Consider the following 26,119-nt stretch of genomic DNA (forward strand, 5'->3'; position numbering starts at 1 on the left):
TTAAATACGGAATATTCGCAAATTTTCTTTTTCCTTTAAATTGCTTGAAAAGGATGGGTAAAAACCATATGATGTATGTGAGCGAAATATTAATAATTTATGACATTTTTCTCGTTTTTTTATCATTGTACGTGAAGGGCATCACATTAAACATTCAACGTGATAAACTTACGCGTGTAATCTCACATACTACGAAGCAAAGGTGGAAGTATTAACTATGAAAAGGCCCAAAATTGTTGTACTAGGCGCAGGATATGGTGGATTAATGACGGTCACTCGTTTACAAAAACAACTTAACGCGAATGAAGCTGACATCGTTTTAGTAAATAAAAACGATTATCATTATGAAACGACATGGCTACATGAAGCTTCTGCTGGAACGCTTCATCATGACAAAGTTCGCTATGACATTTCATCTGTCATTGACAGTGGCAAAGTTGATTTTGTTCAAGCGGTGGCAGAAAGAGTAGACCATCAAGCGAAAAAGGTCATCCTTGATAATGGCGAGATTCCTTATGACTATTTAGTTGTAGCGCTTGGCGGAGCATCTGAAACATTTGGTATTTCAGGACTTGATAAATATGCATTTTCCATTTCCAATGTAAATTCAGCGCGTCAAATTCGTGAGCATATTGAATATCAATTTGCTACTTACAAAGTGGAAGGGGAAAAGAACCCTGAAAGATTGACAATTGTTGTTGGTGGTGCTGGGTTCACAGGTATTGAATTTTTAGGTGAGCTAGGAAACCGTATTCCAGAGCTATGCAAAGAGTATGATATCGATCAAAAGAAAGTCCGTGTCATTTGTGTAGAAGCGGCACCGACAGCATTACCTGGATTTGATCCAGAGTTGGTTGAATATGCAATGGCAAGCCTTGGAAAAAAAGGCATTGAATTCATGATTGGTACAGCGATCAAAGAAGCTACACCAGAAGGAATTGTTGTTGCAAAAGGTGAGGATGAAACCGAAGAAATTAAAGCGGGTACGGTTGTATGGGCAGCAGGTGTAAGAGGAAATCCGATTATTGAAACATCAGAGTTTGAAAATATGCGTGGACGTGTAAAAGTAGAAGCTGATCTACGTGCGCCAGGACTTGAGGATGTATTCGTTATTGGTGACTGTTCACTTGTGATTAACGAAGAAATCAATCGTCCATATCCTCCAACTGCACAAATTGCTATGCAACAAGGTGAGCTTGTAGCTGCAAATATTGCTAAGCTTGTAAAAGGCAATAAGAACCTTCAATCATTTACATTTGATAATAAAGGAACGGTTTGTTCACTTGGACACGATGATGCGATCGGTGTTGTCTTTGGTAAAAAAGTGACAGGCACAAAAGCATCCTTCATGAAAAAAATGGTTGATAATCGTGCGTTATTCATGGTTGGTGGAGTGCCATTAACGATGAAAAAAGGAAAATTTAAGTTCTTTTAATTCGAATCAGCAGAAATTCTCCCTTCTGTTAGTGGCGGGATGAAATTAGAGGGAGTTCAAGCTTCCTCACAGATTTTTCGAGTGAACTCGAAAAAGTAGGAGCAATGACGCCGAGCCGTCATTGATTTAGGCGTGACAGAATCCGGAGGGGTTCTGTCTTTTTTTGTTTTGTCATAAATTCGCCCTTACCTCTTTATTGACGCTGTTCCTGACATTCAGTAAACTTAATCATAGTGTCAAGCAAGGAGGAACACATATTATGATGAACATCCCACTTTTACTAATATCGATGCTCTTATTTTTTGTTTTATTTTTTGGAATTGGTTTTTTATTAAATATGCTACTGCGCATGACTTGGATTATGGCCATCATTTATCCGATTATTGCTATTTTAATTATCGATGATGTCAAATTCATGGAGTATTTCACTAATCCAGGCACTTCATTTTCTAGCTTAGGTGAAAAAGTTACTAGTCTGGCTGTCGCAGATATTGCCATTATGTTAAGTGGATTAGCTGGTGCCATCGTTTCGGGAGTGATAATGAGGGTGCTTAGAGCAAAAGGATATCGAATGTTTTAAAATGGTCCGTTTTTTGTATCTTATTACATAGTTATCAATTATAGAAATGAATAATTCCTTTCAACTTAGGAAATCACTAGGTTGAGAGGAGTGGATTACATGTTATTCATAAAAAAATTGGGAATACGCCTCATGATGACCGCATTACTCGTGACCGCATTATTTACGACATGGGAAGCGGTAACAGGAATCGATGCCTATACATTTGTTTCATGGTGGAAGAAAGATAAAGACTTAGATTTATATAGGAACAAAGCATCTCAAGTGTTTGGTGAAAATATTCCACCTACGTTGGAAGAATATGAAGATTGGTCAAAATACCCTAGCAAGCAAGTAACTGCAACAGGCTATACGGCCGGAAAAGAATCTACTGGAAAAGACCCTGGTCATCCATTATATGGTATTACCTTTTCAGGTGTAAAAGTAAAAAGAGATTTATATTCAACGATTGCAGCGGATCTTAACGTATTTCCACTTGGAACGATTTTGTTTATCCCTGGATATGGTTACGGAGTCGTTGCTGATACAGGATCTGCTATTAAAGGAAACATTATCGATCTTTATTACGAGACGGTTGCCGATGTTTACAATGAATGGGGTAAGCGGACGGTTGACGTGTACGTTATACAAGAAGGACAGGGAAAGATTAGCGAGGAAGAGTTAACGGCGTTAAACGAAAATGAAACGATGCAGGTGTTTCGCCAACAATACATCAAGTAAAATGGAAATAGTTTTGACAGTAAAACCCACCATTGAAGGTGGGTTTTACTTATCGCTTATTATTAAAATAAGAGAGTATATAATATAAGCGCCCAAATCACGCCTGTTAATCCGCCGAAAAATACTTCAATCGGTTTATGGCCGAGAAGTTCCTTCAGTTTTTTTATTTCATGTTTGCTTTGCGACTGCCGCCATGTCTTCGATTCTTTACGTATTTGCTCGAAATCAGCAGTTAGTCTATTAAGAACCGCTGCATGTTCTCCTGCCTGTCTGCGAATTCCTTTTGCATCGTACATAACGATCATTGCTAAAACAGCTGAAATCGCAAACAAAGTCGATCCAGTGCCATGTTCAAGGGCTACTCCTGTTGCTAGAGAAGTGACAGCCGCGGAATGGGAACTCGGCATGCCTCCTGTCGAACTAATAAGTGTCCAATCCGTTTCTTTTGTGAGTAAATAGTGAATTGGTACTTTAATGAACTGGGCAAAAAAGATCGCTGATGCTGCTGCCCAAAATGGGAAGTTTGTAAAAATCTCCATCGGAAACACCCTCTCGTTGGCATATACGTTAATCTGTTACTATGTATCATACCACAATTAACCTTGAAGAAATCGTTATTAAAGCAGGCATTCGAAATGAAATCGCAAATTCGTTATAATGGATGGAGAGGTGATAAGAATGTTTAAAGTTATACATAATGATCCATTTTCAAGTCATCAAGAATGCATGCTCATTGGACTTTTTGATAAGCCAGAAAAGTTTACTGGCATCCTTGAGCCACTTGATGGTCTTTTTCAAGGAGAATTAACTGAACTTGTTAAATCAGGTGATGTTTCAGCCAAACTAAAAAGTGTTTCGGTTGTTCATAGTTTGGGCAGAGCAAATATGAAGCGGTTAATTTTTATTGGACTTGGCAAGGAAAAAGAGTTGACGTTTGATCAATTAAGGGAAGCGTTTGGAATTGCTTTTAAAAAGACGAAAGCGATCAAGGTGAAATCTATCTCTGTCGCATTTGATTCGTTTTGTAGTGAGCGTCTGGTAGAAGTCGATGTCGCTCATGCGTTAAGTGAAGCATTTGCCCTTGCGACGTATGAATTTGCAATCTATAAGCAAAAATCAAATGAACCTGATGTGGATGTTTCAGCTTTTGAAGTATTCACGAAAGCGGACCAAAGTGAAATAAAGGCAGCTTTATTTGTTGGGGATGCACTTGGGAAAGGAACAAATTTTGCACGATCACTTGTAAACACTCCGGGAAATTTGATGACAGCGACACATCTTGCTGAATATGCGAAGGATGTAGCGGAACGATATGATTTTGAACTTGAAATTTTGGAAAAAGCGGATATAGAAAGGCTCGGAATGGGTGCCTTTTTAGCGGTCAATCAAGGATCTGAAGAACCGCCGAAAATGATTGTTTTAAAATATCAAGGACGTGAAAACTGGGAAGATGTTCTTGGGTTTGTCGGAAAAGGGGTTACGTTTGATACGGGGGGCTATTCGATTAAACCGAAAGACGGCATCGTTGGAATGAAAGCAGATATGGGTGGAGCAGCAGCTGTACTTGGAGCGATGGAAATCATTGGCCGCCTGCAACCAGAACAAAATGTCGTTGCAGTCATTCCTGCAACAGATAATATGATTAGCGGAAAAGCATTCAAACCGGACGATGTGATTACATCATTAAACGGGAAAACGATCGAAGTATTGAATACAGACGCGGAAGGTCGGCTTGTTTTAGCAGATGCAGTCACATATGCACAGCATCATGGAGCTGAATATTTGGTCGATGTGGCTACATTAACGGGCGGTGTTATCGTCGCTTTAGGTCTGGATAAAACAGGAGCATTAACAAATAATGAAGATTTCTTCGAAGAAGTGCTTGAAGCTTCTTTTGAGGCAGGAGAATTCATTTGGCAGCTCCCGTACACAGAAAAAGATAAAAAAAGAGTAAGAGGAAGTAAAATCGCTGATTTAAATAACTCGCCAGGTAGAGAGGGACATGCAATCATGGGAGGAGCCTTCATTGGTGAATTTGTAGAAAATAAACCGTGGGTTCATTTGGATATTGCAGGAACAGCGACAACAAATGCAGCACATGAACTCGGACCAGCGGGAGCAACCGGAGTGATGACGCGCACGCTTGCATTGCTTGCCGAACGGTTTGAGCCGAATAATAAAAGGAAAGAGCAGTAAAGAATGAATGGCTAAATTGGGCCAAAAACGAAATAATCACCACTTCCAGCTTAATTTGGGGAAACAAAGAAAATCGGGTTCGCACGAGCTGGATTTTCTTTGTCTTTCATTACATTAGGGTATTCCTTTACCAATAAAATACATTGACAGCCTGGTCGTTCAAGTGTATGCTATGAGTTGTCGTTTTAACACTCTACCAAGGTAAAGGATTTTAGGAGGATTTTCATGAATGCTGTTGTTGTTGCTGTTGGCATAATGCTTATTTTAAGTTTATTAAGAATAAATGTTGTTTTAGCTTTAGTAGCCGGAGCGATTGCGGGTGGGCTCGCGGGCGGCTTAGATGTAAAAACAATCATTGATGCTTTTTCCAGCGGTGTTGGCGGTGGTGCGAATATTGCTTTAAGTTATGCGTTACTTGGAGGATTTGCCGTTGCGCTCTCATATACTGGCTTGCCGAAATGGCTTGTCGATAATGTTTTACGTGTTGTAAGTAATTCAACAGATTCTAGAGGCAAAGCGTTATCAAAAGCACTCATTGTATTTGTCATTTTACTTATTGCCTGTTTTTCACAAAATTTAATTCCGATTCATATTGCATTTATACCTATTCTTATTCCGCCATTGCTTTATATTATGAATGAATTGCAAATTGATCGTCGTTTGATTGCTTGTGTTCTTACATTTGGACTTACCGCACCGTATATTTATCTTCCGGTCGGATTTGGACAGCTCTTCCACCAGCTTTTAGCTGAAAACATTGAAAAAAGTGGGCTTCAAGTAGCGCTTGAAGACATCCCCCATACACTACTGATTCCGGTACTAGGGATGGTCGTTGGTTTATTATTTGCGATTTTCATTACGTATCGTAAACCACGAAAATATAACGTTGCAACGATTGCTGAAGAAAGTCCCGGGCAGGTGTACACAAAATGGGGAGTTGCTTTTGCGATTATAGCGATCATAGCGACGGTTGTTGTTCAAGTATTATCGAAGTCGATGATTTTTGGGGCACTTACAGGGATTATCGTGTTATATGCTAGTGGTTCGGTTAAATGGAAAGAAGCCGATTCCTTATTGACTCAAGGGATGCAAATGATGGCATTTATCGGATTTGTGATGATCGCTGCATCTGGTTTTGCTGAAGTTGTCGGGCAAACGGGAGATGTAGAAAGCCTTGTGCAAGCATCAGCCAATTGGATTGGGGATAATAAATCACTCGGTGCCTTGCTAATGCTGATTGTTGGATTACTCGTTACAATGGGAATTGGTTCCTCATTTTCAACAATTCCAATTATTACTACCATTTTTGTTCCGCTTTGCTTGCAACTTGGTTTCAGTCCATTGGCAACGATTAGTATCGTTGGTACGGCAGCAGCATTAGGAGATGCAGGATCGCCGGCATCAGATAGTACATTAGGGCCAACCGCTGGATTGAATGCGGATGGGCAACATAATCATATTTGGGATTCATGTGTGCCAACATTTATACATTATAATATTCCGCTCGTTTTATTTGGCTGGCTGGCCGCAATGATTTTATAATTTGCCCATGCCATATACTCCTTTGTCGCATAAATAATAGAGAAGGGCTTTTTCTCAGAGATAAAGGAGGTATAGATAATGTATTATTATCGCGGCCCAAATCCAAACCAAGAACGCTTTTTCCCATTTTTATTCGGAGCTCCACTCATTGGTGGATTTTTCGGTGGTTTACTTGGTGGGGGCCTTGTTGCTGCTGCGTTTTCACGTCCTCGTCCATATCCATACCCGTACCCATATCCATATCCACCGGTTCCACCAGGTCCGCCAGTATATTATGGAAGACCACCTGTCCCATATGGTTATGGCGCTCCTTATGTATACTAAATAAGAGAAGTTCTCCGAAAACGGGGAACTTTTCTTATTGTTTGCAGGAATGTTGCCTACCAATATGGAAGTTTAAGAAAGTAGAAGAATGGAGTGGATAATCATGGAATTAAAACATACGTTAATGGAGTCACTTGGAATAAAAATGGTGGAAATTGGTCATGGGCGTGTTATTGCAACAATGCCAGTTGATGAACGGACACGGCAGCCATATGGCTATTTGCATGGTGGAGCATCTGTTGCGTTAGCGGAAACGGTGGCAAGTGTAGGGGCAGCAGCCTTAATTGATTTAGAGAAAGAAGTTTGTTTTGGCCTTGAAATAAATGCGAACCATATTCGTGCCAAAAAAGATGGAGTTGTTACAGCGGTTGCAGAAGTGCTTCATCAAGGGAGAAGTACAATGGTCTGGGAAGTAAAAATAACAGACGAAGAGGATCAGCTCATTTGTGTGTCCCGATGCACGATTGCGATTGTTCCGAAAAAGTAAGCTTGTTGCCCATTTCATAAAATGCCCAAACGTACATATATTGTATAAGGCTTTTATAAAGGTGGGGATTGGGTGGTTACGAGTATTATTATTCTCACGTACAATGAGTTGGCGTTGACGAAACAGTGTCTTGAAAGTATTTATACCCATACAGATCATAACAAGATTGAAGTTATCGTCGTCGACAATGGCTCATCGGATGGGACAGTTGATTATATAAAAGAACAAAAAGAGATCACGGCTGTTTTTAATGAGAAAAACCTTGGATTCGCGAAAGGCTGTAATCAAGGAGTGAAAATGGCGACGGGAGAACGGTTTTTATTTTTGAATAATGATACAGTCGTTACGAAAAATTGGCTAGATCGCATGTTGGATGTCCTTGAACATTCAGACAAAATTGGAATGGTTGGACCTGTCAGCAATTATGTTAGTGGACATCAAAAAGTGGATGTACTATATGAAAGTTTAACGGAATTAGATGCTTTCGCAAATACTTACTGCGAGAAAAAACGAGGGAAAACGCGACAGGTGCTCCGGTTAGTTGGTTTTTGTCTATTAGTGAAACGTGAAGTTTTAGATGTAATCGGCGTATTTGACGAACAATTTGAATATGGTTCATTTGAGGATGATGATTTATGTTTGCGCGCATTGCAACATGGATATCAATTGCATATCGTTGAGGACTCCTTTGTTCACCATCATGGTCATGCAACGTTTACAGGAAATAAAGAAATAAATATGAATGAGTTGTATTGGAAAAATCGTCAACGTTTTATAGAGAAATGGCAAGTTGATTTGACGTATTTTATGCATCCACGACCAGAAATTGTCCAAATGGTGCCAGCCGAAGCGGTGCGGATATTAGATGTAGGGTGTGGGGCGGGTGCGAGCGGATTAGAGTTAATCAATCGTCAATCATGTCAGTTATACGGGATTGAGCTACATCCACTCGCTGCCGCAATTGCTAGGGCGAATTATAAACAAGTGTTGGAAGAAGATGTCGAATTGTTAGAGCTTCCTTGGCCAGAATCGTATTTTGATGTTATTCTTTTTGCGGATATTTTAGAGCATCTCAAAGATCCTTGGAAAGTGATTCAATCATATGCGACTGTGTTAAAAAAGGGAGGGAGCGTGATTTGTAGCATTCCAAACATTATGCATGCAGAGGCATTATTTCCATTATTACAAGGGGAGTGGAATTATCGACATGCTGGTATATTAGATCGAACTCATTTACGATTTTTCACTCCACAAACGATTCACACATTGTTTCCACCATCGATGTTCGAAATTCAGACTTATTCAGAAAATGAAATTGCAGTCGATCCGAAAGTTTCATTATTTTTTAGAGAAATTAGCCAGTTGGCAGAAAAATTTCAATTTCCCATGAAGCAATTATCCGATCAAATAAGTAAATATCAAATGCTCATTCATGTGATAAAAACATAAACCTCACTGGCTTAAAATCCGTTTAAAATAGTCACGGTTAGATAAAATGCTCGGATGGTTAGGGTGATATTGAGCGGCGATTTCATTATGTTCATTTGCTAGTTGATGTTGACCAAGTCGGTCATAGCAAACAGCTAATTGGAGATGTGGCAACCAAGTAGAATGGGCGTAATTGTGAAAAAACCTTGGTTTATTTTCCTGTTCATCCGCAATTGCTTGTTCGTACCAATGTGCTGCCGATGTATAATCCGCTTTTTGCAAAAAGATGAAACCTAATCTACAACAAGTTTCGGGATTAGGTACAGCGTAGGAAAGAGCTTGAAACGTCCAATAAACATTCATATCTTCTAAACCTAGTTGATGATAGCCGTCTGCTAATTTATGGCAGGCACGAATATTGTCCTCAACCCACCCGTTTTTTGTGTTTAAAAAGCGTAAATAGTAGGTCATTGCTTTTTCATAAAATCGATGATCCATTAATTCATTCGCATAATAAAAGAGATCCCTTGGGGTAAATGGTTTGCCTGATGATTGCATGTTTTCGTAAATTTGTAAATTACGTTCGGAAGGTTTTTCCTCAGGCGAAGGAAGATGTGTTACAGCTACATCACTATTTAATAAATTTCCTGATATCGGTAAATATTCATGCACATATCCGACCCAGCGGAAAGATTTGTCTTTTTTCACAAGTCGATATCTGCGAAGGCTGGAGGTTACATTCCCTTCGGAATCAAAAGCTAAATGATAGTCCATGGAAACCGCATCGACTGTTTGATTTAGATCTTGTTTTAATTGCAGCAATTTTATCTTTTCTTTATCTTCAATAACATCATCTGCATCTAGCCAAAGAATATATTCTTTCGTTGCTTGGTCAAATGAAAAATTACGGGCTGCCGCAAAATCATCGATCCAAACAAAATCGAATATTTTATTTGTATAAGTACTTACTATTTGCTTCGTACGATCTGTTGAACCTGTATCAACAATAATAATTTCATCAACGATGTCACATACAGAATCAAGACATCTGCCAATCACCTTTTCCTCATTTTTTACAATCATACATAAACTAATCGTAATCAAAATAATCACCTCCCAACAATATATTTATGCTCGTAAACAAAATCGGTTTGTTTATTTTCTTAAAAATAGATAGCCGGAGGATGTGTTACTGTGAAAGGAATTATTTTAGCCGGAGGGAGCGGCACGAGATTATACCCATTGACAAAGGTATTATCAAAACAATTGCTCCCCGTACATGATAAGCCAATGATTTATTATCCACTATCTGTGCTTATGTTAGCGGGAATCAGAGAGATATTAATTATTTCTACACCAAATGATCTTCCTGCCTATGAAAAATTATTAGGGGACGGCTCCCAACTGGGGCTTCATTTTTCTTATGCGATTCAGAAAGAACCAAAAGGAATTGCTCAAGCATTTATCATTGGTGAAAGTTTTATTAAACAAGATTCCGTTGCATTAATTTTAGGCGATAATATTTATTATGGGCATGATTTTCCTCTCGTTTTAGAACGGGCGGTAAAACGGAAAAAAGGAGCGGTCATTTTCGGATATCGGGTGAAAGATCCAAAAAGATTTGCGGTAATCGAATTAAATGAGAAACAGCAACCTTTATCAATTCAAGAGAAACCGAATGTTCCCAAGTCTAACTACGCGGTGACTGGCTTATATTTCTATGATAATCAAGTGATCGATTTAGCTAAACATGTTCGTCCATCAAAACGGGGAGAGTTAGAGATTACATCAATCAACAATGCTTATTTACAAGAAAAACAACTACATGTCGAATTATTAGGACGAGGATTTGCTTGGTTAGATGCTGGGACACATGAATCATTAAAACAAGCTTCTACTTTTATTGAAACGCTCGAGCATCGCCAAGGATTAAAAATTTCTTGTATTGAAGAAATTGCTTTTCGAAAAGGATTTATTACGAGTGATCAATTAGCCAATATTGCGAAGCCGATCAAAAATTACGAGTATGGTCAATATTTACTTAGTTTAATTGAATGATCAAACATTTGAGGTGAAGAGGATGAAAATCATTCCAACTCGCTTTGATAAGGTTATTTTAGTAGAGCTTACGAAATATGAAGATCATCGAGGTTATTTTCTAGAATCGTATCATGAGCATCTATTTAAGCAATATGGAATTGATTGTAAATTCATCCAAGACAATCATTCTTATTCTAAACAAAGCGGGACTATTCGCGGGCTTCATTATCAGCTTCAGCCGAAGGCGCAAAGTAAATTAGTTCGTGTAACAAGAGGAGCGATTTATGATGTAATTGTAGATATTCGTGCGAATTCACAAACGTATGGCAAGTGGGAGGGGTATAAATTAACTGCGAAAAATCAACGGCTTTTGTTTGTCCCAAAAGGATTTGCTCACGGTTTTTGTACGCTTGTAGAAGAAACGGAGGTTCAATATAAAGTTGATGAATATTATTCACCTGAACATGAAAGAGGGGTTTACTGGAACTCGTCTAAACTGAACATTGATTGGCCGGTAACGAATCCGATTATATCTCATAAAGACGAAAAGCTTCCTCGCTTTGATAAGGCGGAAAAATTTTATTTTTAGGAGATCGATGTATGAATCTATTAATTACTGGAGGAGCAGGGTTTATTGGCAGCCATTTTATTAAATATATGATCAATAAATATCCTGCGTATCGACTGATCAACTACGATGCTTTAACGTATGCAGGGAATTTGGAAAATGTAAAATCAATAGAAAGGGACGAAAACTATCGGTTTATTAAAGGGGATATTATCAATCGAGATTTTTTGCAGCATGTCGTTAAGGAATATATGATCGATATCATTGTTAATTTTGCAGCAGAATCACATGTTGATATAAGCATTCATCAGCCTGAGCGATTTATTAAAAGCAATATCGAGGGAACACATACATTGCTAGACGTAGCAAAATCAGCAAATATAAAGAAATTTATTCAAATATCTACTGATGAGGTATATGGTTCATTGGGAAAGACGGATTCTTTTTCTGAAGATCATCCACTACAACCTAACAGCCCGTATTCGGCTAGTAAAGCGGCAGCTGATTTGCTTGTAAGGGCATATTTTAAAACATACGGTTTACATGTCAATGTTACAAGATGCTCCAACAATTATGGACCATTTCAATTTCCAGAAAAGCTTATACCATTGTTAATTACAAATGGGATTACCGGTAAGGATTTACCGATTTATGATGATGGCTTAAATGTTCGGGATTGGTTACATGTGATGGATCACTGCTCTGCGATTGACCTTGTTCTCCATCAAGGCAAGGCTGGGGACGTATACAATATTGGTGGCCATAATGAACGAACGAATCAAGAAATTGCCGAAATGGTTGTGGGGAAGCTCGGAATTCCTCAGAGTAGAATAAAATATGTAAAAGGTCGACCTGGTCATGATTTTCGCTATGCGATTAACCCTGATAAAATTATAAACGAGCTTGGCTGGAAACCAATCTATTCATTTGATCAAGGGATTGATGAGACGATCCAATGGTATGTACAAAATGAAGCGTGGTGGCGGAATGGGTAAATTGCAGGTGCTTGTTACCGGGGCAACAGGGCAATTAGGATTGGAAATAATCGAGATGCTTCAAAGCCGACAAATGCACGAATATGTTGGGGTTGGTAGAAATGAACTAGATATAACGAGTATGAGTGAAGTTAAGCGTGTAATTTCGACGATAAAACCTGATGTGATCATTCATTTAGCAGCATATACGCAAGTAGACATGGCCGAACAAAATTCGCAGGCAGCATATGCTGTGAATGCATATGGAACAAGAAACATCGCTGTTTTGGCACAAAACATTGGTGCCAAATTATTATATGTAAGTACGGATTATGTTTTTAACGGAGAGAAAGGGGCAGCTTATGATGAGTTTGATTCCGTTTCTCCAATCAGTATTTACGGGAAATCAAAAGCAGCAGGTGAGGCATTCGTTCGGGAATTATGTTTGCGCCATTTTATCGTCCGAACTTCATGGCTATATGGTCAACATGGCAATAATTTTGTGAAGAAAATTTTAGCATTATCAAATGACAAAGAGAACATATCGATTGTATCTGATCAAATCGGCTCACCGACCTATACAGTTGATCTTTGTAGGTTTTTACTAGCATTAATAGGAACGGAGAAATATGGAACATATCATATGTCCAACTCCGGGTTTTGTTCTTGGTTTGAGTTCGCCAAAGCAATTATAGATCTATCCGGATCAACAGTAAATGTGCATGCTTGTCAAACAGACAGACAGCTTTATCCTGCTCCTAGACCTATATACTCTGTGTTAAACCATCAAGGACTGATTTTAAATGGATTTGAGAAGCCGAGGATGTGGCAGGAGGCATTAAATGAGTTTATAAATGGAGAAAAAATAGATAAAGAAGCGGGTTTGATATAGGTAGAGGAATCTTCTACTCGTACAGGCATACACCTGTTTAACTCTCTGATCTGCTATAATGAAAGATTTTCGAATATGCAAGGGGCATCCAACAGCCGAAAAAATTTAACGGATAGGATGCCCCAAATTAAAGTGATTAGTTGATTGTAATTCCCGCACTGGCGTATCCAGCTAATGTAGTAGCAACGGTAAAACCAGTAGCAGAAGTTGAAAATACGAGTAGTAATCGAGTTTGTGGTGTCACAGGAATATTCAGTCCTGTTGTGATGCCGTTCGCGATTGCACCAAGCGAGATGAGCCCGGAAAGTGATGGGCTTAATGTTACGATTGCCCCTGGAATTGGAGAAAATATATTATTTGGAGTAGTTGATTGATACAATTGTGCTTGAACACTTAACGAACCTAATGCAACGGTTAATCCTGCTGTGACACTAAAGTAAGCCGATATAGCAGTGATTGTTCCGGCTCGCGGAACTGAGAATGCGAAGTTAACTAAAGGCCCGGCTAAAGCTCCAGTAAGATCAATATTCCCACCTAGAGCACTTGGAGTAGGTGCGGAACTACCAAATCCAATAAGTCCCCCGATTCCAACTGCCCCACCAAGAAGAGTGGTTAATGAAACCGGTATTCCAGAAGCAAACGGGATAATTGCGCTACTTCCGGTAGCTCCCGTTATGCCCGTCGCCCCAGTATCTCCAGTTGCTCCCGTCACCCCTGTTGCGCCAGTGTCGCCGGTAGCTCCCGTCAGACCCGTTGCGCCCGTATCACCGGTAGCTCCCGTCAGACCCGTTGCGCCCGTATCACCGGTAGCTCCCGTCAGACCCGTTGCGCCCGTATCGCCGGTAGCTCCCGTTATGCCCGTTGCGCCCGTATCACCAGTAGCTCCTGTCAGACCTGTTGCGCCCGTATCACCAGTAGCTCCCGTTGCCCCAGTTGCGCCCGTATCACCAGTCGCTCCCGTCAGACCCGTTGCGCCGGTATCACCGGTAGCTCCCGTCAGACCCGTTGCGCCCGTATCACCGGTAGCTCCCGTCAGACCCGTTGCGCCCGTATCACCAGTAGCTCCCGTTGCCCCAGTTGCGCCCGTATCACCAGTAGCTCCCGTCAGACCCGTTGCGCCCGTATCACCGGTAGCTCCCGTTATGCCCGTTGCGCCCGTATCGCCGGTAGCTCCCGTCAGACCAGTTGCGCCCGTATCACCGGTAGCTCCCGTCAGACCCGTTGCGCCCGTATCGCCGGTAGCTCCCGTCGCACCCGTTGCCCCGGTATCGCCAGTCGCTCCCGTTATGCCCGTTGCGCCCGTATCACCAGTAGCTCCCGTTGCCCCAGTTGCGCCCGTATCACCAGTAGCTCCCGTCAGACCCGTTGCGCCCGTATCACCAGTAGCTCCCGTCAGACCCGTTGCGCCCGTATCACCAGTCGCTCCCGTCAGACCAGTTGCGCCCGTATCACCAGTAGCTCCCGTCAGACCCGTTGCGCCCGTATCGCCGGTAGCTCCCGTCAGACCCGTTGCGCCCGTATCGCCGGTAGCTCCCGTCAGACCCGTTGCGCCCGTATCGCCGGTAGCCCCAGTCAGACCCGTTGCGCCTGTATCGCCGGTAGCTCCCGTCGCACCCGTTGCCCCGGTATCGCCAGTAGCTCCCGTTATGCCCGTTGCGCCCGTATCACCAGTAGCTCCCGTTGCCCCAGTTGCGCCCGTATCACCAGTAGCTCCCGTTGCCCCAGTTGCGCCCGTATCGCCGGTAGCTCCCGTTATGCCCGTTGCGCCCGTATCACCAGTAGCTCCCGTCAGACCCGTTGCGCCCGTATCACCAGTAGCTCCCGTCAGACCCGTTGCGCCCGTATCGCCGGTAGCCCCAGTCAGACCCGTTGCGCCCGTATCGCCGGTCGCTCCCGTCAGACCCGTTGCGCCCGTATCGCCGGTAGCTCCCGTCAGACCCGTTGCGCCCGTATCGCCAGTAGCTCCAGTTATGCCCGTTGCGCCCGTATCGCCAGTAGCTCCCGTTATGCCCGTTGCGCCCGTATCACCAGTAGCTCCCGTCAGACCCGTTGCGCCCGTATCGCCGGTAGCCCCAGTCAGACCCGTTGCGCCCGTATCGCCGGTAGCTCCCGTCAGACCCGTTGCGCCCGTATCGCCGGTCGCTCCAGTCGCACCCGTTGCGCCCGTATCACCAGTAGCTCCCGTCAGACCCGTTGCGCCCGTATCACCAGTAGCTCCCGTCGCACCCGTTGCGCCCGTATCACCAGTAGCTCCCGTTATGCCCGTTGCGCCCGTATCACCAGTAGCTCCCGTCAGACCCGTTGCGCCCGTATCGCCGGTAGCCCCAGTCAGACCCGTTGCGCCCGTATCACCGGTAGCTCCCGTCAGACCTGTTGCGCCCGTCACACCCGTCGCACCCGTCGCACCCGTTGCACCAGTGTCGCCGGTAGCTCCCGTTATGCCCGTCGCGCCCGTATCGCCAGTCGCTCCAGTCAGACCCGTTGCGCCCGTATCGCCGGTAGCTCCCGTCACACCCGTTGCCCCAGTAGCTCCCGTCGCTCCCGTCGCCCCAGTTGCTCCAATAGGGTCGAGGGGGGATGGTTGCATTTGGTGAGGTATTGTAAGGCGGGGGGGTGAGCAGCACCTATTAATTCTTGAATTGTTTATATTATTGAACAAATATATCACCTCCTTGTCATTATAGTATTCAATAAAGATTAGGAGGTATAAGCTCGTGTCTAAACAAGCCAGCTGATAATGAGGCAAACTAGATGGAAGGAGATATTCACCTTAGAAGGAAAAATAGAATTAAAATGATTTAGGGAAAGGAGTGGATGAATAAGGAGGGATGATGAAAGAGCAGTAAAAACGCTCAAATCCTTGTTAGTCATATGTGACTTTGAATGATTATTTAGGAGGTTTTATCTTTTAATTCAATAAAAAAGGGATTGTTGTGCAACAATCCCTGCTAATATCCTATATTTTGTAATGCCCTTGTACTTTTTCGTGATCATATTTTAGATTTTTCCACAGTAAGCCAAAAGCTAGTAAAAACAAAGCACCTGTAATATAAAAAACGGAAGAGATACCAGCGAAGCCAGCGACGATTCCTCCGAGTGCTGGTCCTACCACATTGCCTAGAAAACGAAAGCTTTGATTGTAACCGAGGACTTCGCCCTGCATATTAAGCGGTGCCTCCGTACGAATATAAGCAGTTACACATGGGAGCATCCCACCGATTGCCATCCCGTATAGGAACCGAAGGATGACGAGTTGGGATAAATCTGTAACAAGTGCTTGAGGCACGATTAAGATCGATGCAAGGACGAGCAAAATCATTAGTACTTTTTCATACCCTATTTGGTCCCCAAGCTTTCCCCACTGTCTTGTTAAGAGTAAATTACCAAATCCAGTTGCTGAAAAAGCGAGACCAGATAAAAAAGCGATGCTTCCTGCTTTGGTTAATCCACTTACATAAAGAGCAAGAAGTGGCTGAATGCTAAAATTTCCGACTTGAATAATTAATGAAATGATCATTACCATAATAAGCATTCGCCGGTTAAGAATATATGAAAGTACCTCTTTGCGTGAATATACTTTTTTCGATACACCACTTGCAAGTTGCTTTGATTCTCTAATTCCTATAAAAACAACCAAACTAGCTATGAAAATCGTAGTGGAAGTAATGAGAAATGTATACTGAAACCCAAATGCATCTGCCATCAATCCTCCGATGAGTGGACCGAATAAACTGCCAGATACATTTCCCATCTGTAACGTCCCAAGTATTTTTCCAGCATCCTCTTGCCGTGTTTGTTTAGAAATGAAGGCAACGGAAGTAGGGATAAATCCGGTAACAACACCCATCAGCATTCTCAATAAAAACAATCCGATCACACTATCCACAAGTCCCATGAAAAAAATGCTGACGGCTATTCCAGATGAAGTGATGATTAAAATCGGCTTAAAACCATATTTATCACCAATCCGTCCCCAAAGTGGAGAAACTATAAAAGCAACCAAAAAAGTAATACCAAAAATAAAACCTGCCCAGCGTTGAACATAATCATGGCTGAACTCACCAAAAGAATTGATATATAAGGAGATAAACGGGAGAACCATGGTCGCACTGGCGGCAACAAGAAAATTGCACACCCACATGATGAGAAAATTTCGTTTTTGAATCTTAATACAAAACACCATCCTGAAAATTATTTCGTAACACTAAATATAAGTATATAGAAACAAAATCACATATTCTAGCTTTTCGCTTAAAAAAGCTGTTCCCAAACGGATTGGAAACAGCAAATGGGATCAAATATCAAATTGGATCGAGTACATTAACTCGTATTCTCTCAACAATACGTATAGTGCTTCAAGACTTCTAACTGAATAAGGGTCATCTTCTTTTTCCTTTAATTTTGTGGCCAATGTATTTACCGCGGTCCTCAAAGACTCTTTATAATCAGGAACCTCACCTTCATAAGGTCGAACCATATTTTCCGGAACATTTACTTGCTCACGAAATGCGGAAGCTTTTCGTTCATGAAAATAAGGGACGTCCACTTGATTTGGATTATGTAAATCACCTTGGCGCGGATGTGTTAATACAGCGAGAATCCGGACTGTATATGTCTGTGGACGTATACCAGTTATCTCACCAATATATTTTCCCGTCTTATTAAAAGCTGTTACAATTTGACCCATTTCCATTCATCCTTCACCCCATTAAAAAAATATAAGAAAGCATATAATTTTTTACAACTACATTTTAATGCTAGTGTCTAGCTAAGCACCCAACGACTATGTACGATAAGTCACATTATAGGCTTCGACGTGTATCTTTTAAGGATTGTCGACTAAGATCGCCACGTCCTTTGGCCAGTTGCCGGACCAACTTCCTGTTGGCGCAGTTTGTACGTCGATTAACGGGTGCTTTCGCTTTTCTTACTTTCATTATGGAAGATAGATGAAGAAAAGGAAAGAAGGATGATTTTTTTTCAGAAATCCTGTAAAGTATTTTTTGGAGGGCGTGGCGTATGAAACAGAAATATATGGCTATATTTGTTTTGATTGTTGTTTTCCTGTTAGCCTCATGTGGAACAGCTAAACAGAAAGATGAAAATGACATTCAAGCGAGTCAAGCTGAAAGTGAAAATACGAATCAATCTGAAGGAGATGGCGAAATGGCAGAAAAAAATTACCCACAATTGACGACGGAAGTTGCAGAAAATGAAATGCTTGTACAAATGAACACAAACATGGGAGCAATTAAAATCAAACTATTCCCTGAACAAGCACCAAAAACGGTTGAAAACTTTGTAACCCATGCAAAAAATGATTATTATAACGGCATTATTTTCCATCGTGTCATTCAAGATTTTATGATCCAAGGTGGAGATCCGACTGGTACAGGAAGAGGCGGAGAAAGCATTTATGGGGACTCATTCGAAGATGAGTTTTCTATGGAACTTTTCAATCTTCGTGGAGCGCTCTCGATGGCGAACGCTGGACCAAATACGAACGGTAGCCAATTTTTCATCGTACAAAACAGCCATATAGATCCACGTACGAAAGGTCAGCTTGAAGGAGCAGGTTTCCCTAAGGAAATTATTGACGCATACATGGAAAATGGTGGAACACCACATCTTGATCACCGTCATACTGTGTTTGGACAAGTAATTGAAGGAATGGACGTTGTCGATAAGATTGCCAACGTAAAGACTGGCGCGATGGATAAACCAGTTGAAGATGTAGTGATTGAAAGCATCGATGTAATTAAGGAATAAAACATGAGTCGCCCTTAAGTGGCGACTTTTCACATATTTGTCGAGTTTTAATTGGTAAGAACGAATGTGGATTGATATAATTGGGGTATATCCATGAATGGAAGGGATGTTATCCTTGCTTACAATATTGCAGTCTTTTGTTCTATACATGCCATTTTTATATTTCCCAGATGATAAACGTGAATATATTCCTGCTGCAATTTCGATGAGTATTTTCATTGCAGCTTGTATACTTGTGTTTATGCTTATAAAACGAGTATCAAAAAAGGAAGAAGAAAAAACGAAAGAATTAGAAGAAAAAGTTAATCGCGAACGTCAAAAGCATCTCTAACCTGGGAGATGCTTTTTTCATTGGTTAAGAAAGAATAAAAATTATTTAAGCCTTCAGTTTTAAGGTAGGGTATTAATGTCTAGCTTCAGCGCCCAAAGACTAGAAAACTTCTTTCTTCGCCGTGTTTCCTTTAGGGATCGTCGACGTCGCCACGTCCTGTGGCACCGTCGACGCACCAACATCCTGTTGGTGCAGTTTGTAACCCCGCTAAACGGTCCTAGCGCTCTGCTTACTTTGCATATTTCATTTTTTACATGGAAACAATGAAAGATAAATGAAATATGACTGGTGGGGTTATGTTGAAAAAGCTGTTGATAGCATTTATCATCCTTATTATGGGCGGCTGTGCAAATCCGCTTCCGAAAAAAATAGAGGTCAATGTGAAAAATATAGATGGTGATTCGCTCGGAAAAGTAACGTTTGAACAAAAGGCGGATGGTGTGAAATTAGCCGGAAAATTAGAGGGGCTACCAACTGGTGTACATGGAATGCATATTCATGATAAAGGGGTTTGTAAAGCTCCTGATTTTCTCTCTGCTGGCGAACATTTTAATCCTGATGAAAAAGAACATGGTCTTCTTCATCCAAAAGGCCCGCATGCTGGAGATCTGCCCAATCTAATCGTTGACAGTGCTGGCAAGGTAAAAATTGATTACGTTGCGAAAAACATTACACTGGAGGAAGGACTTAACTCGATCTATACAAGGGAAGGCACCTCGCTAGTCATTCATGAAGATGCCGATGATGGGATGTCGCAGCCTGCGGGAGATGCGGGAGAACGGATCGCTTGTGGAGCGATTACGAAAAATCGAAAACCGGCAAGTGATGAAAATCCTAATAACAATGAAAAACCTTTAAAATTAAAGGAGAAGAAATAAGCCAGACCAAAAGACTGGCTTATTTCTTCTTTTAGAGGATGTTCAAAAAGTCAGGTAAATTTCTTCGTTGACGAGAGGGAAGCTTTCGTTAAAACCGCCCACGTCCTGTGGGGCAACACGGAAGTCAGTATTTCCTGTACAAGCCCGCTGCTCAAAGTTGCAGCGCCTCGAACTTCTTGGTCCTTTTTATCCTCCTTTTTGAACACGCATTTTTAATTAAAAGCACGCTTTAATCTTTGTAGCCCTTCTTGTACAAGGTTGCGGTGGAAGGCAATATTTAAACGAATGAAACCCTCTCCACCAGACCCATAAGCTTCACCAAAGTTAACCGCGAGCTTCCCTTTTTCTAATAATCTTTTACGCAGTTCCTCTTCATTGAACCCCGTTTTTCTACAATCAATCCATACAAGATACGATCCCTCGGGTGCGATGACAGTGAGCTGTGGCAAATGTTCTTGAACAAAATTCTTTACGAGCTCAATATTCGTACGAATATAATCGAGCAACTGATCGAGCCACTCTTCACCATGTAGATAAGCTGTTTCCATTGCAATAATTCCAAATGTATTTAAAGCGAAGTGCCCATCTTTTGCTTGAATTGCTTTTACTTTAGTGCGCATTTCCTGATTTGGAATGACCATAAATGCTGCTTGCAATCCGGCTAAATTAAAGGTCTTACTTGGAGCCATAAATGTTAATGACATCTTTTCATACGTTTCTCCAAGCGAGGAGAATGGAGTATGCTTATATGGTTGTGCGACGAGGTCAGCGTGAATTTCATCAGAGGCAACGATTACGCCATATTGTTTGCAAAGTTGTGCAATCCTTTCAAGTTCTTCTTTTGTCCACACTCTTCCACCTGGATTATGCGGATTACAGAGCAAAAACAATTTAACTCCACTTTTTAATTTTTCTTCAAAATCAAGAAAATCGATTTCATAACGTCCGTTATTTAAAATGAGTGGAGAGTTGACGACTGTGCGCAAATTATTTTCAATTACACTAAAAAAAGGAGTATAAACGGGTGATTGTACTAAAACTTTATCCCCTGGCTCCGTGAATGCTTGAACAGCAGTTGCAAGTGCCGGGACAACACCTGAGCTGTACACAATCCATCCTTGTTTAATCTCCCAATGATGGCGTTTTTTCGTCCAACTCATAATGGCGTTTGCTGTTGATTGGCCTGCCAAGCTATATCCAAAAACACCATGATCGATCCTTGTTTTCATGGCAGCGAGTACTGCTTCTGGAGGTCTAAAATCCATATCTGCCACCCACATTGGCAATAGCTCGTCATCTCCGAAAACAGCTTTCATCCCGTCCCATTTAACCGATTTTGTTTGTTTACGATCAATAAGTTCATCAAAATTAATCATGAATAAAATCACCATCCTACTTGTCTGAAATGAATTGCATGATCTCTCTATATACTTTTTCAGGTGCCTCCTCAGGGAGTAAATGCCCAACATTTTCAAACGCAACAAGTTGTGCAGCTGGGAGATCGTGAGCAAGTCTTTTGCCAATCTTTACTGGAACAACGCGATCGTACTGTCCATAAATTAGCAAGCACGGGGTTTCAATCGTTCGTAGCATTGCTGACGATAAATCTCCTTCCCGATGGCGAAGCAACCTTGTGAGTGCACGAAAGATTTGCGGATCATCAAATGGTTCAGAGTAACCAGCTACCATTGTATCATCGATCAATGTCTGATCGTGAACAACAACCTTTAAATTACCAAGTACCCCTGTTTTATGAAGATAAAATTTTACATAATGATGTAAAAATGGAAGGTGCGAAAAAAAGATATGTAATGGTTTTGCTCTAGGAATATAACCTGAACTAGATAAAAGGATTGCCTTTTTTATAAAATCAGGTCGTTGGTGTAGCATATTTAATACAATTTGTCCGCCCATAGAGTGCCCCACTGCAAATCGTTCGTTTGTGGCGAGTCCATCTAATAATTCAAAAATTGACTTTGCTATATTACGGTAACTGTATTCGTATTGGAGTGATTTCCCGCTTTTGCCGAAAGGGGGAAGATCAATGGAAATGACGTGAGAATCGTTTGCTAACAACGGAATCAATTTACGAAAACTAAAAGAAGAGGATAAAAATCCATGAATAAGTATAAAAGTCGGGGCAGAATATGGTTGCTTATATTCTTCATAATAGATTTCATTTCCGTTAATAAAGACATGTTGTGAGGAACGTATTGCTTGCACTTTTTACCCTCCAGTTTTCTTATATTTTACCCTTACGGATAAAAATAACACAATGAAATGATAGGTTTGAAATCGATATGAGGGGGAATTTTTAACAGTAAGATCAGAAAACTCTTTGCCACCCTTTAGCATGTATGTTATAATTTACAATTGCGTAAATTAGGAGAAATACTAAATTAATTAGGAGTGTTACCATGACAACAAAATATGAGATCGGTGAAGTAGTATCAGGTAAAGTAACGGGCATTCAGCCTTATGGGGCGTTCGTTGCTCTTGATGAGGAAACACAAGGACTTGTTCATATTTCTGAAATTAAACACGGATTTGTGAAAGATATTAACGAAGTAATAAACATGGGCGATGAAGTAAAAGTAAAAGTATTATCTGTTGATGAAGAAAAAGGGAAAATTAGCCTTTCAATTCGCGCTACGGAAGAAGCGCCAAAACAAGAGGAACAAAAGAAACCACGTCGTCAAGCAACTGTAAAAACAGAAGCAGTAAGCAACGAAGGTTTCAATACGTTAAAAGACAAATTACAAGAATGGATTAACCAATCTGAAAGAAATGATTTAATTAAAAAATAAGCTAGTGAAGAGGCTGTTTCTTTTGAAGAGACAGGCCTCTTTTTTTTGCAAGGATCTATTTTTGCCAAAGCGAAAATATGATACTATTTATGTGAAGGGAAATTTAAATGGCGAGGGGGAACATGCTGATGATTCCTTATAAACACGAACCGTTTACAGATTTCACAGAAGACAGAAATAAACAAGCATTTGAGCAAGCACTACGAACCGTTGAATCATACCTTGGTAATGATTATCCACTTATAATTGGTGGAGAAAGGGTAATAACGGAAGAGAAGATCATTTCATATAATCCGGCAAATAAATCGGAAGTGATTGGAAGCGTTTCAAAGGCGGATGAAAAATTAGCCGAACATGCAATGAATATGGCGCTTGCTGCTTTTGATAATTGGAGAAAAGAAAAACCAGAGATACGTGCAGATGTGTTATTTAAAGCCGCAGCGATCATTCGGCGTCGCAAGCATGAGTTTTCAGCACTTTTAGTGAAGGAAGCAGGAAAGCCTTGGAATGAGGCTGATGCCGATACAGCGGAGGCAATTGACTTTTTAGAATATTACGGGCGACAAATGCTTGAACTAAAGAATGGGAAGAGGGTAGAAAGCCGTCCTGGTGAATTCAACCGCTACGATTATATTCCACTTGGTGTTGCGATTGTTATTTCGCCTTGGAATTTCCCGTTAGCAATTATGGCTGGAACAACGGTTGCTGCAATCGTTACAGGGAATACGGTTTTATTAAAGCCGGCATCAACGACTCCGGTCATTGCTGCTAAATTTGTAGAAGTATTGGAAGAGGCAGGGTTGCCGCCCGGTGTCGTTAATTACATACCGGGAAGCGGATCGGTTATTGGGGATTATTTAGTTGATCATCCGAAAACTCGGTTTATTAGTTTTACGGGATCGAGAGAAGTAGGGATACGTATTTACGAGCGAGCCTCGAAAGTGAATGAAGGACAAATATGGTTAAAACGAGTAATCGCAGAAATGGGTGGAAAAGATACGATTATCGTTGATAAGGAAGCGGATTTAGAATTAGCTGCCCAGTCGATCGTAAAATCTGCTTTTGGCTTTGCCGGTCAGAAATGTTCGGCATGCTCTCGTGTCATCGTCGTTCAAGAGGTGTATGATCAAGTGCTGGAGCGAACGATTGAATTGGCAAGGAAATTAGCTGTTGGTGATCCGGAAAATCCAGAACATTTTATGGGACCGGTCATTGATCAGTCTGCTTTTCATAAAATCATGTCATATATCGAAATTGGAAAAGAAGAAGGGAAGTTAATGACAGGTGGTACAGGCGATCATTCCAAAGGCTATTTTATCCAGCCAACGATTTTTGCGGATCTTGATCCTGATGCAAAAATCATGCAAGAGGAGATTTTCGGTCCTGTCGTTGCTTTTGCAAAGGCAAAGGATTTCACAGAGGCGATCCAACTTGCAAATTATACAGAATACGGGTTGACTGGAGCGGTAATCACAAATAATCGTATGCACATCGAGCAAGCGCGAACCGATTTTCACGTTGGAAATCTTTATTTTAATCGCGGGTGTACTGGGGCAATCGTCGGCTATCAGCCGTTTGGTGGCTTCGATATGTCTGGAACTGATTCAAAGGCTGGTGGACCAGATTACCTATTATTGCATATGCAGGCGAAAACAACATCGGAAACGTTTTAACTTAAATCAGCCTTTCGCAGCAGAGGGAATTCAAACTCCTTGTACGTAGCGCTTCGGTTTCGGTACAAAAGATGTGCTGATTCAACTCAAGCCTCTGGCAAATGTCACAGCTTTTTAGAGGAGTTTAGGAAGGCAGCCTAAGTTCGCCGCACCCTGCGGCAACGGTTGCCACCCGCGCGAACTCAAAAAAATCTGGACGCAATTACGACAAAGCGTAATTGATTAAAAGGGGATGGTTAGGATGGTGCGAGAAACAAAGGAAATCATTAAACAAACAGAAACGTTTGGTGCACATAATTATCATCCGCTTCCTGTTGTGGTCTCAGAAGCAGAAGGGGTCTGGGTGAAAGATCCGGAAGGTAACCGATATTTGGATATGTTAAGTGCGTATTCCGCAGTTAATCAAGGACATTGTCATCCAGATATTATTCATGCGTTAAAGGTCCAAGCGGATAAAGTTACGTTAACATCACGGGCATTTCATAATAATCAGCTCGGACCTTGGTATGAAAAAATCTGCACATTGACGAACAAGGAAATGGTTTTACCGATGAATACGGGCGCGGAAGCGGTGGAAACGGCGATCAAAGCAGCAAGACGTTGGGCCTATGATGTTAAGCAGGTTAAGGAGAATCAGGCGGAAATCATCGTCTGTGAAGGAAATTTTCATGGAAGAACGATGCTTGCCGTTTCACTTTCATCTGAAGCAGAATATAAAAGAGGCTTCGGTCCATTGCTCCCGGGAATTACCGTTGTTCCATATGGGGATCTAAAGGCATTGGAAGAGGCAATCACTGAAAATACGGCTGCATTTTTATTAGAGCCAATTCAAGGAGAGGCTGGAATTGTTATTCCTCCAGAAGGATATTTAAAGGCAGCGTTTGACCTTTGTAAAAAACATAATGTGTTGTTGGTCGCCGATGAAATTCAAGTAGGACTTGGCCGAACGGGGAAGATGTTTGCATCAGATTGGGAAGACGTGGAACCAGATATGTATGTACTTGGCAAGGCTTTAGGCGGAGGAGTTTTTCCGATTTCTTGTGTCGCCGCCAACAAAGACGTACTTGGTGTATTTAATCCCGGGTCGCACGGATCAACATTTGGTGGAAATCCGCTTGCTTGCGCTGTTTCTCTTGCTGCTTTAACAGTAATTGAATCAGAAAAACTTTCGGAGCGTTCTCTTGAACTTGGGCAGTACTTTATGTCAAAATTAAAAGAAATAAAAAATCCAAAAATAAAGGAAATAAGGGGTAGAGGTTTATTGATTGGCGTCGAACTAAATGACGATGCTCGTAAATATTGTGAAGCGTTAAAGAATGAAGGTCTTTTATGCAAAGAAACACATGAAACGGTCATTCGATTTGCGCCTCCACTAATCATTACAAAAGAACAGTTGGATTGGGCAATCATTCGAATTAAAAAAGTTTTCACATCAATGCTATAATGGATTTGATTACACAATAAAGAGGCGAAGA

The 26,119-nt window shown here is 41.3% G+C and carries 25 protein-coding genes; 18 read left to right on the top strand and 7 right to left on the bottom strand.

The window, feature by feature from the left end; translation table 11 throughout:
- The first annotated feature begins 217 nt into the window (after positions 1-217).
- From KHA95_RS10705 to KHA95_RS10715, 3 genes are all read left to right on the top strand, one after another.
- The gene (locus tag KHA95_RS10705) at positions 218-1,435 is read left to right on the top strand and encodes an NAD(P)/FAD-dependent oxidoreductase (protein ID WP_213137474.1); all 1,218 of its coding nucleotides are present in this window, start codon (positions 218-220) and stop codon (positions 1,433-1,435) included.
- Between the two features lie 262 nt (positions 1,436-1,697).
- Positions 1,698-2,015 (top strand): YuiB family protein, encoded by a 318-nt coding sequence (locus tag KHA95_RS10710; RefSeq protein WP_213137552.1) that lies wholly within the window; start codon positions 1,698-1,700, stop codon positions 2,013-2,015.
- 99 nt (positions 2,016-2,114) lie between these two features.
- Positions 2,115-2,735 carry a 3D domain-containing protein gene (locus KHA95_RS10715; protein WP_213137475.1) on the top strand — a complete coding sequence of 207 codons (621 nt, stop codon included), beginning with the start codon at positions 2,115-2,117 and terminating at the stop codon, positions 2,733-2,735.
- 62 nt (positions 2,736-2,797) lie between these two features.
- Here the strand turns inward: KHA95_RS10715 and KHA95_RS10720 are convergent, their stop codons facing one another.
- Complete coding sequence (locus tag KHA95_RS10720; protein WP_213137476.1) at positions 2,798-3,274, bottom strand: divergent PAP2 family protein; 477 nt, start codon at positions 3,272-3,274, stop codon at positions 2,798-2,800.
- 139 nt (positions 3,275-3,413) lie between these two features.
- On the opposite strand from KHA95_RS10720, the gene KHA95_RS10725 reads away from it, so the two are divergent.
- The 5 genes from KHA95_RS10725 (at position 3,414) to KHA95_RS10745 (ending at position 8,733) form a co-directional block, all read left to right on the top strand.
- A complete protein-coding gene (locus KHA95_RS10725; RefSeq protein ID WP_213137477.1) occupies positions 3,414-4,931 on the top strand; it encodes a leucyl aminopeptidase in 1,518 nt (505 codons plus the stop codon).
- A gap of 225 nt (positions 4,932-5,156) precedes the next feature.
- Positions 5,157-6,473, top strand: coding sequence for a Na+/H+ antiporter family protein (locus tag KHA95_RS10730; RefSeq protein WP_213137478.1), 1,317 nt, complete (start codon positions 5,157-5,159; stop codon positions 6,471-6,473).
- Between the two features lie 78 nt (positions 6,474-6,551).
- A complete protein-coding gene (locus KHA95_RS10735; RefSeq protein ID WP_213137479.1) occupies positions 6,552-6,797 on the top strand; it encodes a hypothetical protein in 246 nt (81 codons plus the stop codon).
- Between the two features lie 103 nt (positions 6,798-6,900).
- Positions 6,901-7,284, top strand: coding sequence for a PaaI family thioesterase (locus tag KHA95_RS10740; protein ID WP_213137480.1), 384 nt, complete (start codon positions 6,901-6,903; stop codon positions 7,282-7,284).
- Between the two features lie 72 nt (positions 7,285-7,356).
- Entirely contained in the window at positions 7,357-8,733 is a 1,377-nt protein-coding gene (locus tag KHA95_RS10745; protein WP_213137481.1) for a glycosyltransferase, read from the top strand.
- 3 nt (positions 8,734-8,736) lie between these two features.
- On the opposite strand, the gene KHA95_RS10750 is transcribed toward KHA95_RS10745, so the two are convergent.
- On the bottom strand, positions 8,737-9,816 hold the full coding sequence (locus tag KHA95_RS10750; RefSeq protein WP_213137482.1) for a tetratricopeptide repeat-containing glycosyltransferase family 2 protein: 1,080 nt from the start codon (positions 9,814-9,816) through the stop codon (positions 8,737-8,739).
- Positions 9,817-9,906: 90 nt separating this feature from the next.
- Between KHA95_RS10750 and rfbA the strand changes: the two genes are divergently transcribed.
- From rfbA to rfbD, 4 genes are read left to right on the top strand one after another with little or no spacing between them, the layout of a single operon-like run.
- Complete coding sequence (rfbA, locus tag KHA95_RS10755; RefSeq protein ID WP_213137483.1) at positions 9,907-10,770, top strand: glucose-1-phosphate thymidylyltransferase RfbA; 864 nt, start codon at positions 9,907-9,909, stop codon at positions 10,768-10,770.
- Positions 10,771-10,792: 22 nt separating this feature from the next.
- The gene (gene rfbC, locus KHA95_RS10760) at positions 10,793-11,341 is read left to right on the top strand and encodes a dTDP-4-dehydrorhamnose 3,5-epimerase (RefSeq protein WP_213137484.1); all 549 of its coding nucleotides are present in this window, start codon (positions 10,793-10,795) and stop codon (positions 11,339-11,341) included.
- Positions 11,342-11,352: 11 nt separating this feature from the next.
- On the top strand, positions 11,353-12,315 hold the full coding sequence (gene rfbB, locus KHA95_RS10765; RefSeq protein WP_213137485.1) for a dTDP-glucose 4,6-dehydratase: 963 nt from the start codon (positions 11,353-11,355) through the stop codon (positions 12,313-12,315).
- The gene (rfbD, locus tag KHA95_RS10770) at positions 12,308-13,186 is read left to right on the top strand and encodes a dTDP-4-dehydrorhamnose reductase (RefSeq protein WP_349305458.1); all 879 of its coding nucleotides are present in this window, start codon (positions 12,308-12,310) and stop codon (positions 13,184-13,186) included. Before rfbB ends, rfbD begins: the two co-directional genes overlap by 8 nt.
- A gap of 136 nt (positions 13,187-13,322) precedes the next feature.
- Here the strand turns inward: rfbD and KHA95_RS10775 are convergent, their stop codons facing one another.
- From KHA95_RS10775 to kapB, 3 genes are all read right to left on the bottom strand, one after another.
- Entirely contained in the window at positions 13,323-15,773 is a 2,451-nt protein-coding gene (locus KHA95_RS10775; protein WP_213137554.1) for an exosporium glycoprotein BclB-related protein, read from the bottom strand.
- A gap of 369 nt (positions 15,774-16,142) precedes the next feature.
- Positions 16,143-17,357 carry an MFS transporter gene (locus KHA95_RS10780; protein ID WP_213137555.1) on the bottom strand — a complete coding sequence of 405 codons (1,215 nt, stop codon included), beginning with the start codon at positions 17,355-17,357 and terminating at the stop codon, positions 16,143-16,145.
- Between the two features lie 123 nt (positions 17,358-17,480).
- Positions 17,481-17,879 (bottom strand): kinase-associated lipoprotein KapB, encoded by a 399-nt coding sequence (kapB, locus tag KHA95_RS10785; RefSeq protein ID WP_213137486.1) that lies wholly within the window; start codon positions 17,877-17,879, stop codon positions 17,481-17,483.
- A 473-nt stretch (positions 17,880-18,352) separates the two neighbouring features.
- Between kapB and KHA95_RS10790 the strand changes: the two genes are divergently transcribed.
- From KHA95_RS10790 to KHA95_RS10800, 3 genes are all read left to right on the top strand, one after another.
- The gene (locus KHA95_RS10790) at positions 18,353-18,955 is read left to right on the top strand and encodes a peptidylprolyl isomerase (RefSeq protein ID WP_481748436.1); all 603 of its coding nucleotides are present in this window, start codon (positions 18,353-18,355) and stop codon (positions 18,953-18,955) included.
- A 97-nt stretch (positions 18,956-19,052) separates the two neighbouring features.
- Positions 19,053-19,286: a hypothetical protein gene (locus KHA95_RS10795; RefSeq protein WP_249316769.1), complete on the top strand. Its 234-nt coding sequence runs from the start codon at positions 19,053-19,055 to the stop codon at positions 19,284-19,286.
- 299 nt (positions 19,287-19,585) lie between these two features.
- Positions 19,586-20,164, top strand: coding sequence for a superoxide dismutase family protein (locus KHA95_RS10800; protein ID WP_283248158.1), 579 nt, complete (start codon positions 19,586-19,588; stop codon positions 20,162-20,164).
- 212 nt (positions 20,165-20,376) lie between these two features.
- On the opposite strand, the gene KHA95_RS10805 is transcribed toward KHA95_RS10800, so the two are convergent.
- Together KHA95_RS10805 and KHA95_RS10810 are read right to left on the bottom strand one after the other, a co-directional pair.
- Entirely contained in the window at positions 20,377-21,540 is a 1,164-nt protein-coding gene (locus KHA95_RS10805) for a MalY/PatB family protein (protein WP_213137489.1), read from the bottom strand.
- Positions 21,541-21,556: 16 nt separating this feature from the next.
- A complete protein-coding gene (locus KHA95_RS10810; protein ID WP_213137490.1) occupies positions 21,557-22,387 on the bottom strand; it encodes an alpha/beta fold hydrolase in 831 nt (276 codons plus the stop codon).
- Between the two features lie 194 nt (positions 22,388-22,581).
- Here KHA95_RS10810 and yugI point away from each other — a divergent pair, with 194 nt between their 5' ends.
- The 3 genes from yugI (at position 22,582) to KHA95_RS10825 (ending at position 26,088) form a co-directional block, all read left to right on the top strand.
- Positions 22,582-22,971 (top strand): S1 domain-containing post-transcriptional regulator GSP13, encoded by a 390-nt coding sequence (yugI, locus tag KHA95_RS10815; RefSeq protein WP_213137491.1) that lies wholly within the window; start codon positions 22,582-22,584, stop codon positions 22,969-22,971.
- Between the two features lie 128 nt (positions 22,972-23,099).
- Positions 23,100-24,644, top strand: a complete 1,545-nt coding sequence (pruA, locus tag KHA95_RS10820; RefSeq protein WP_213137492.1) for an L-glutamate gamma-semialdehyde dehydrogenase — start codon at positions 23,100-23,102, stop codon at positions 24,642-24,644.
- 241 nt (positions 24,645-24,885) lie between these two features.
- Positions 24,886-26,088 (top strand): ornithine--oxo-acid transaminase, encoded by a 1,203-nt coding sequence (locus KHA95_RS10825; RefSeq protein WP_249316771.1) that lies wholly within the window; start codon positions 24,886-24,888, stop codon positions 26,086-26,088.
- The last annotated feature ends 31 nt before the right edge of the window (positions 26,089-26,119 follow it).

Origin of the sequence: Bacillus sp. FJAT-50079 (assembly GCF_018343515.1) — a bacterium.
Taxonomy (GTDB): Bacteria; Bacillota; Bacilli; order Bacillales; family Bacillaceae_C; genus Lederbergia.

What these genes read in the sequence shown, in the direction of transcription:
- KHA95_RS10740 (WP_213137480.1), top strand. Translation starts at nt 6,901, where the DNA reads ATGGAATTAAAACATACGTTAATGGAGTCACTTGGAATAAAAATGGTG.
- KHA95_RS10790 (WP_481748436.1), top strand. Translation starts at nt 18,353, where the DNA reads ATGGCAGAAAAAAATTACCCACAATTGACGACGGAAGTTGCAGAAAAT.
- rfbB (WP_213137485.1), top strand. Translation starts at nt 11,353, where the DNA reads ATGAATCTATTAATTACTGGAGGAGCAGGGTTTATTGGCAGCCATTTT.
- KHA95_RS10805 (WP_213137489.1), bottom strand. Translation starts at nt 21,540, where the DNA reads ATGATTAATTTTGATGAACTTATTGATCGTAAACAAACAAAATCGGTT.
- KHA95_RS10735 (WP_213137479.1), top strand. Translation starts at nt 6,552, where the DNA reads ATGTATTATTATCGCGGCCCAAATCCAAACCAAGAACGCTTTTTCCCA.
- KHA95_RS10825 (WP_249316771.1), top strand. Translation starts at nt 24,886, where the DNA reads ATGGTGCGAGAAACAAAGGAAATCATTAAACAAACAGAAACGTTTGGT.
- rfbC (WP_213137484.1), top strand. Translation starts at nt 10,793, where the DNA reads ATGAAAATCATTCCAACTCGCTTTGATAAGGTTATTTTAGTAGAGCTT.
- pruA (WP_213137492.1), top strand. Translation starts at nt 23,100, where the DNA reads ATGATTCCTTATAAACACGAACCGTTTACAGATTTCACAGAAGACAGA.
- rfbD (WP_349305458.1), top strand. Translation starts at nt 12,308, where the DNA reads ATGGGTAAATTGCAGGTGCTTGTTACCGGGGCAACAGGGCAATTAGGA.
- kapB (WP_213137486.1), bottom strand. Translation starts at nt 17,879, where the DNA reads ATGGAAATGGGTCAAATTGTAACAGCTTTTAATAAGACGGGAAAATAT.
- KHA95_RS10715 (WP_213137475.1), top strand. Translation starts at nt 2,115, where the DNA reads ATGTTATTCATAAAAAAATTGGGAATACGCCTCATGATGACCGCATTA.
- KHA95_RS10720 (WP_213137476.1), bottom strand. Translation starts at nt 3,274, where the DNA reads ATGGAGATTTTTACAAACTTCCCATTTTGGGCAGCAGCATCAGCGATC.
- KHA95_RS10725 (WP_213137477.1), top strand. Translation starts at nt 3,414, where the DNA reads ATGTTTAAAGTTATACATAATGATCCATTTTCAAGTCATCAAGAATGC.
- yugI (WP_213137491.1), top strand. Translation starts at nt 22,582, where the DNA reads ATGACAACAAAATATGAGATCGGTGAAGTAGTATCAGGTAAAGTAACG.
- KHA95_RS10795 (WP_249316769.1), top strand. Translation starts at nt 19,053, where the DNA reads ATGGAAGGGATGTTATCCTTGCTTACAATATTGCAGTCTTTTGTTCTA.
- KHA95_RS10705 (WP_213137474.1), top strand. Translation starts at nt 218, where the DNA reads ATGAAAAGGCCCAAAATTGTTGTACTAGGCGCAGGATATGGTGGATTA.
- KHA95_RS10775 (WP_213137554.1), bottom strand. Translation starts at nt 15,773, where the DNA reads ATGCAACCATCCCCCCTCGACCCTATTGGAGCAACTGGGGCGACGGGA.
- KHA95_RS10710 (WP_213137552.1), top strand. Translation starts at nt 1,698, where the DNA reads ATGAACATCCCACTTTTACTAATATCGATGCTCTTATTTTTTGTTTTA.
- KHA95_RS10730 (WP_213137478.1), top strand. Translation starts at nt 5,157, where the DNA reads ATGAATGCTGTTGTTGTTGCTGTTGGCATAATGCTTATTTTAAGTTTA.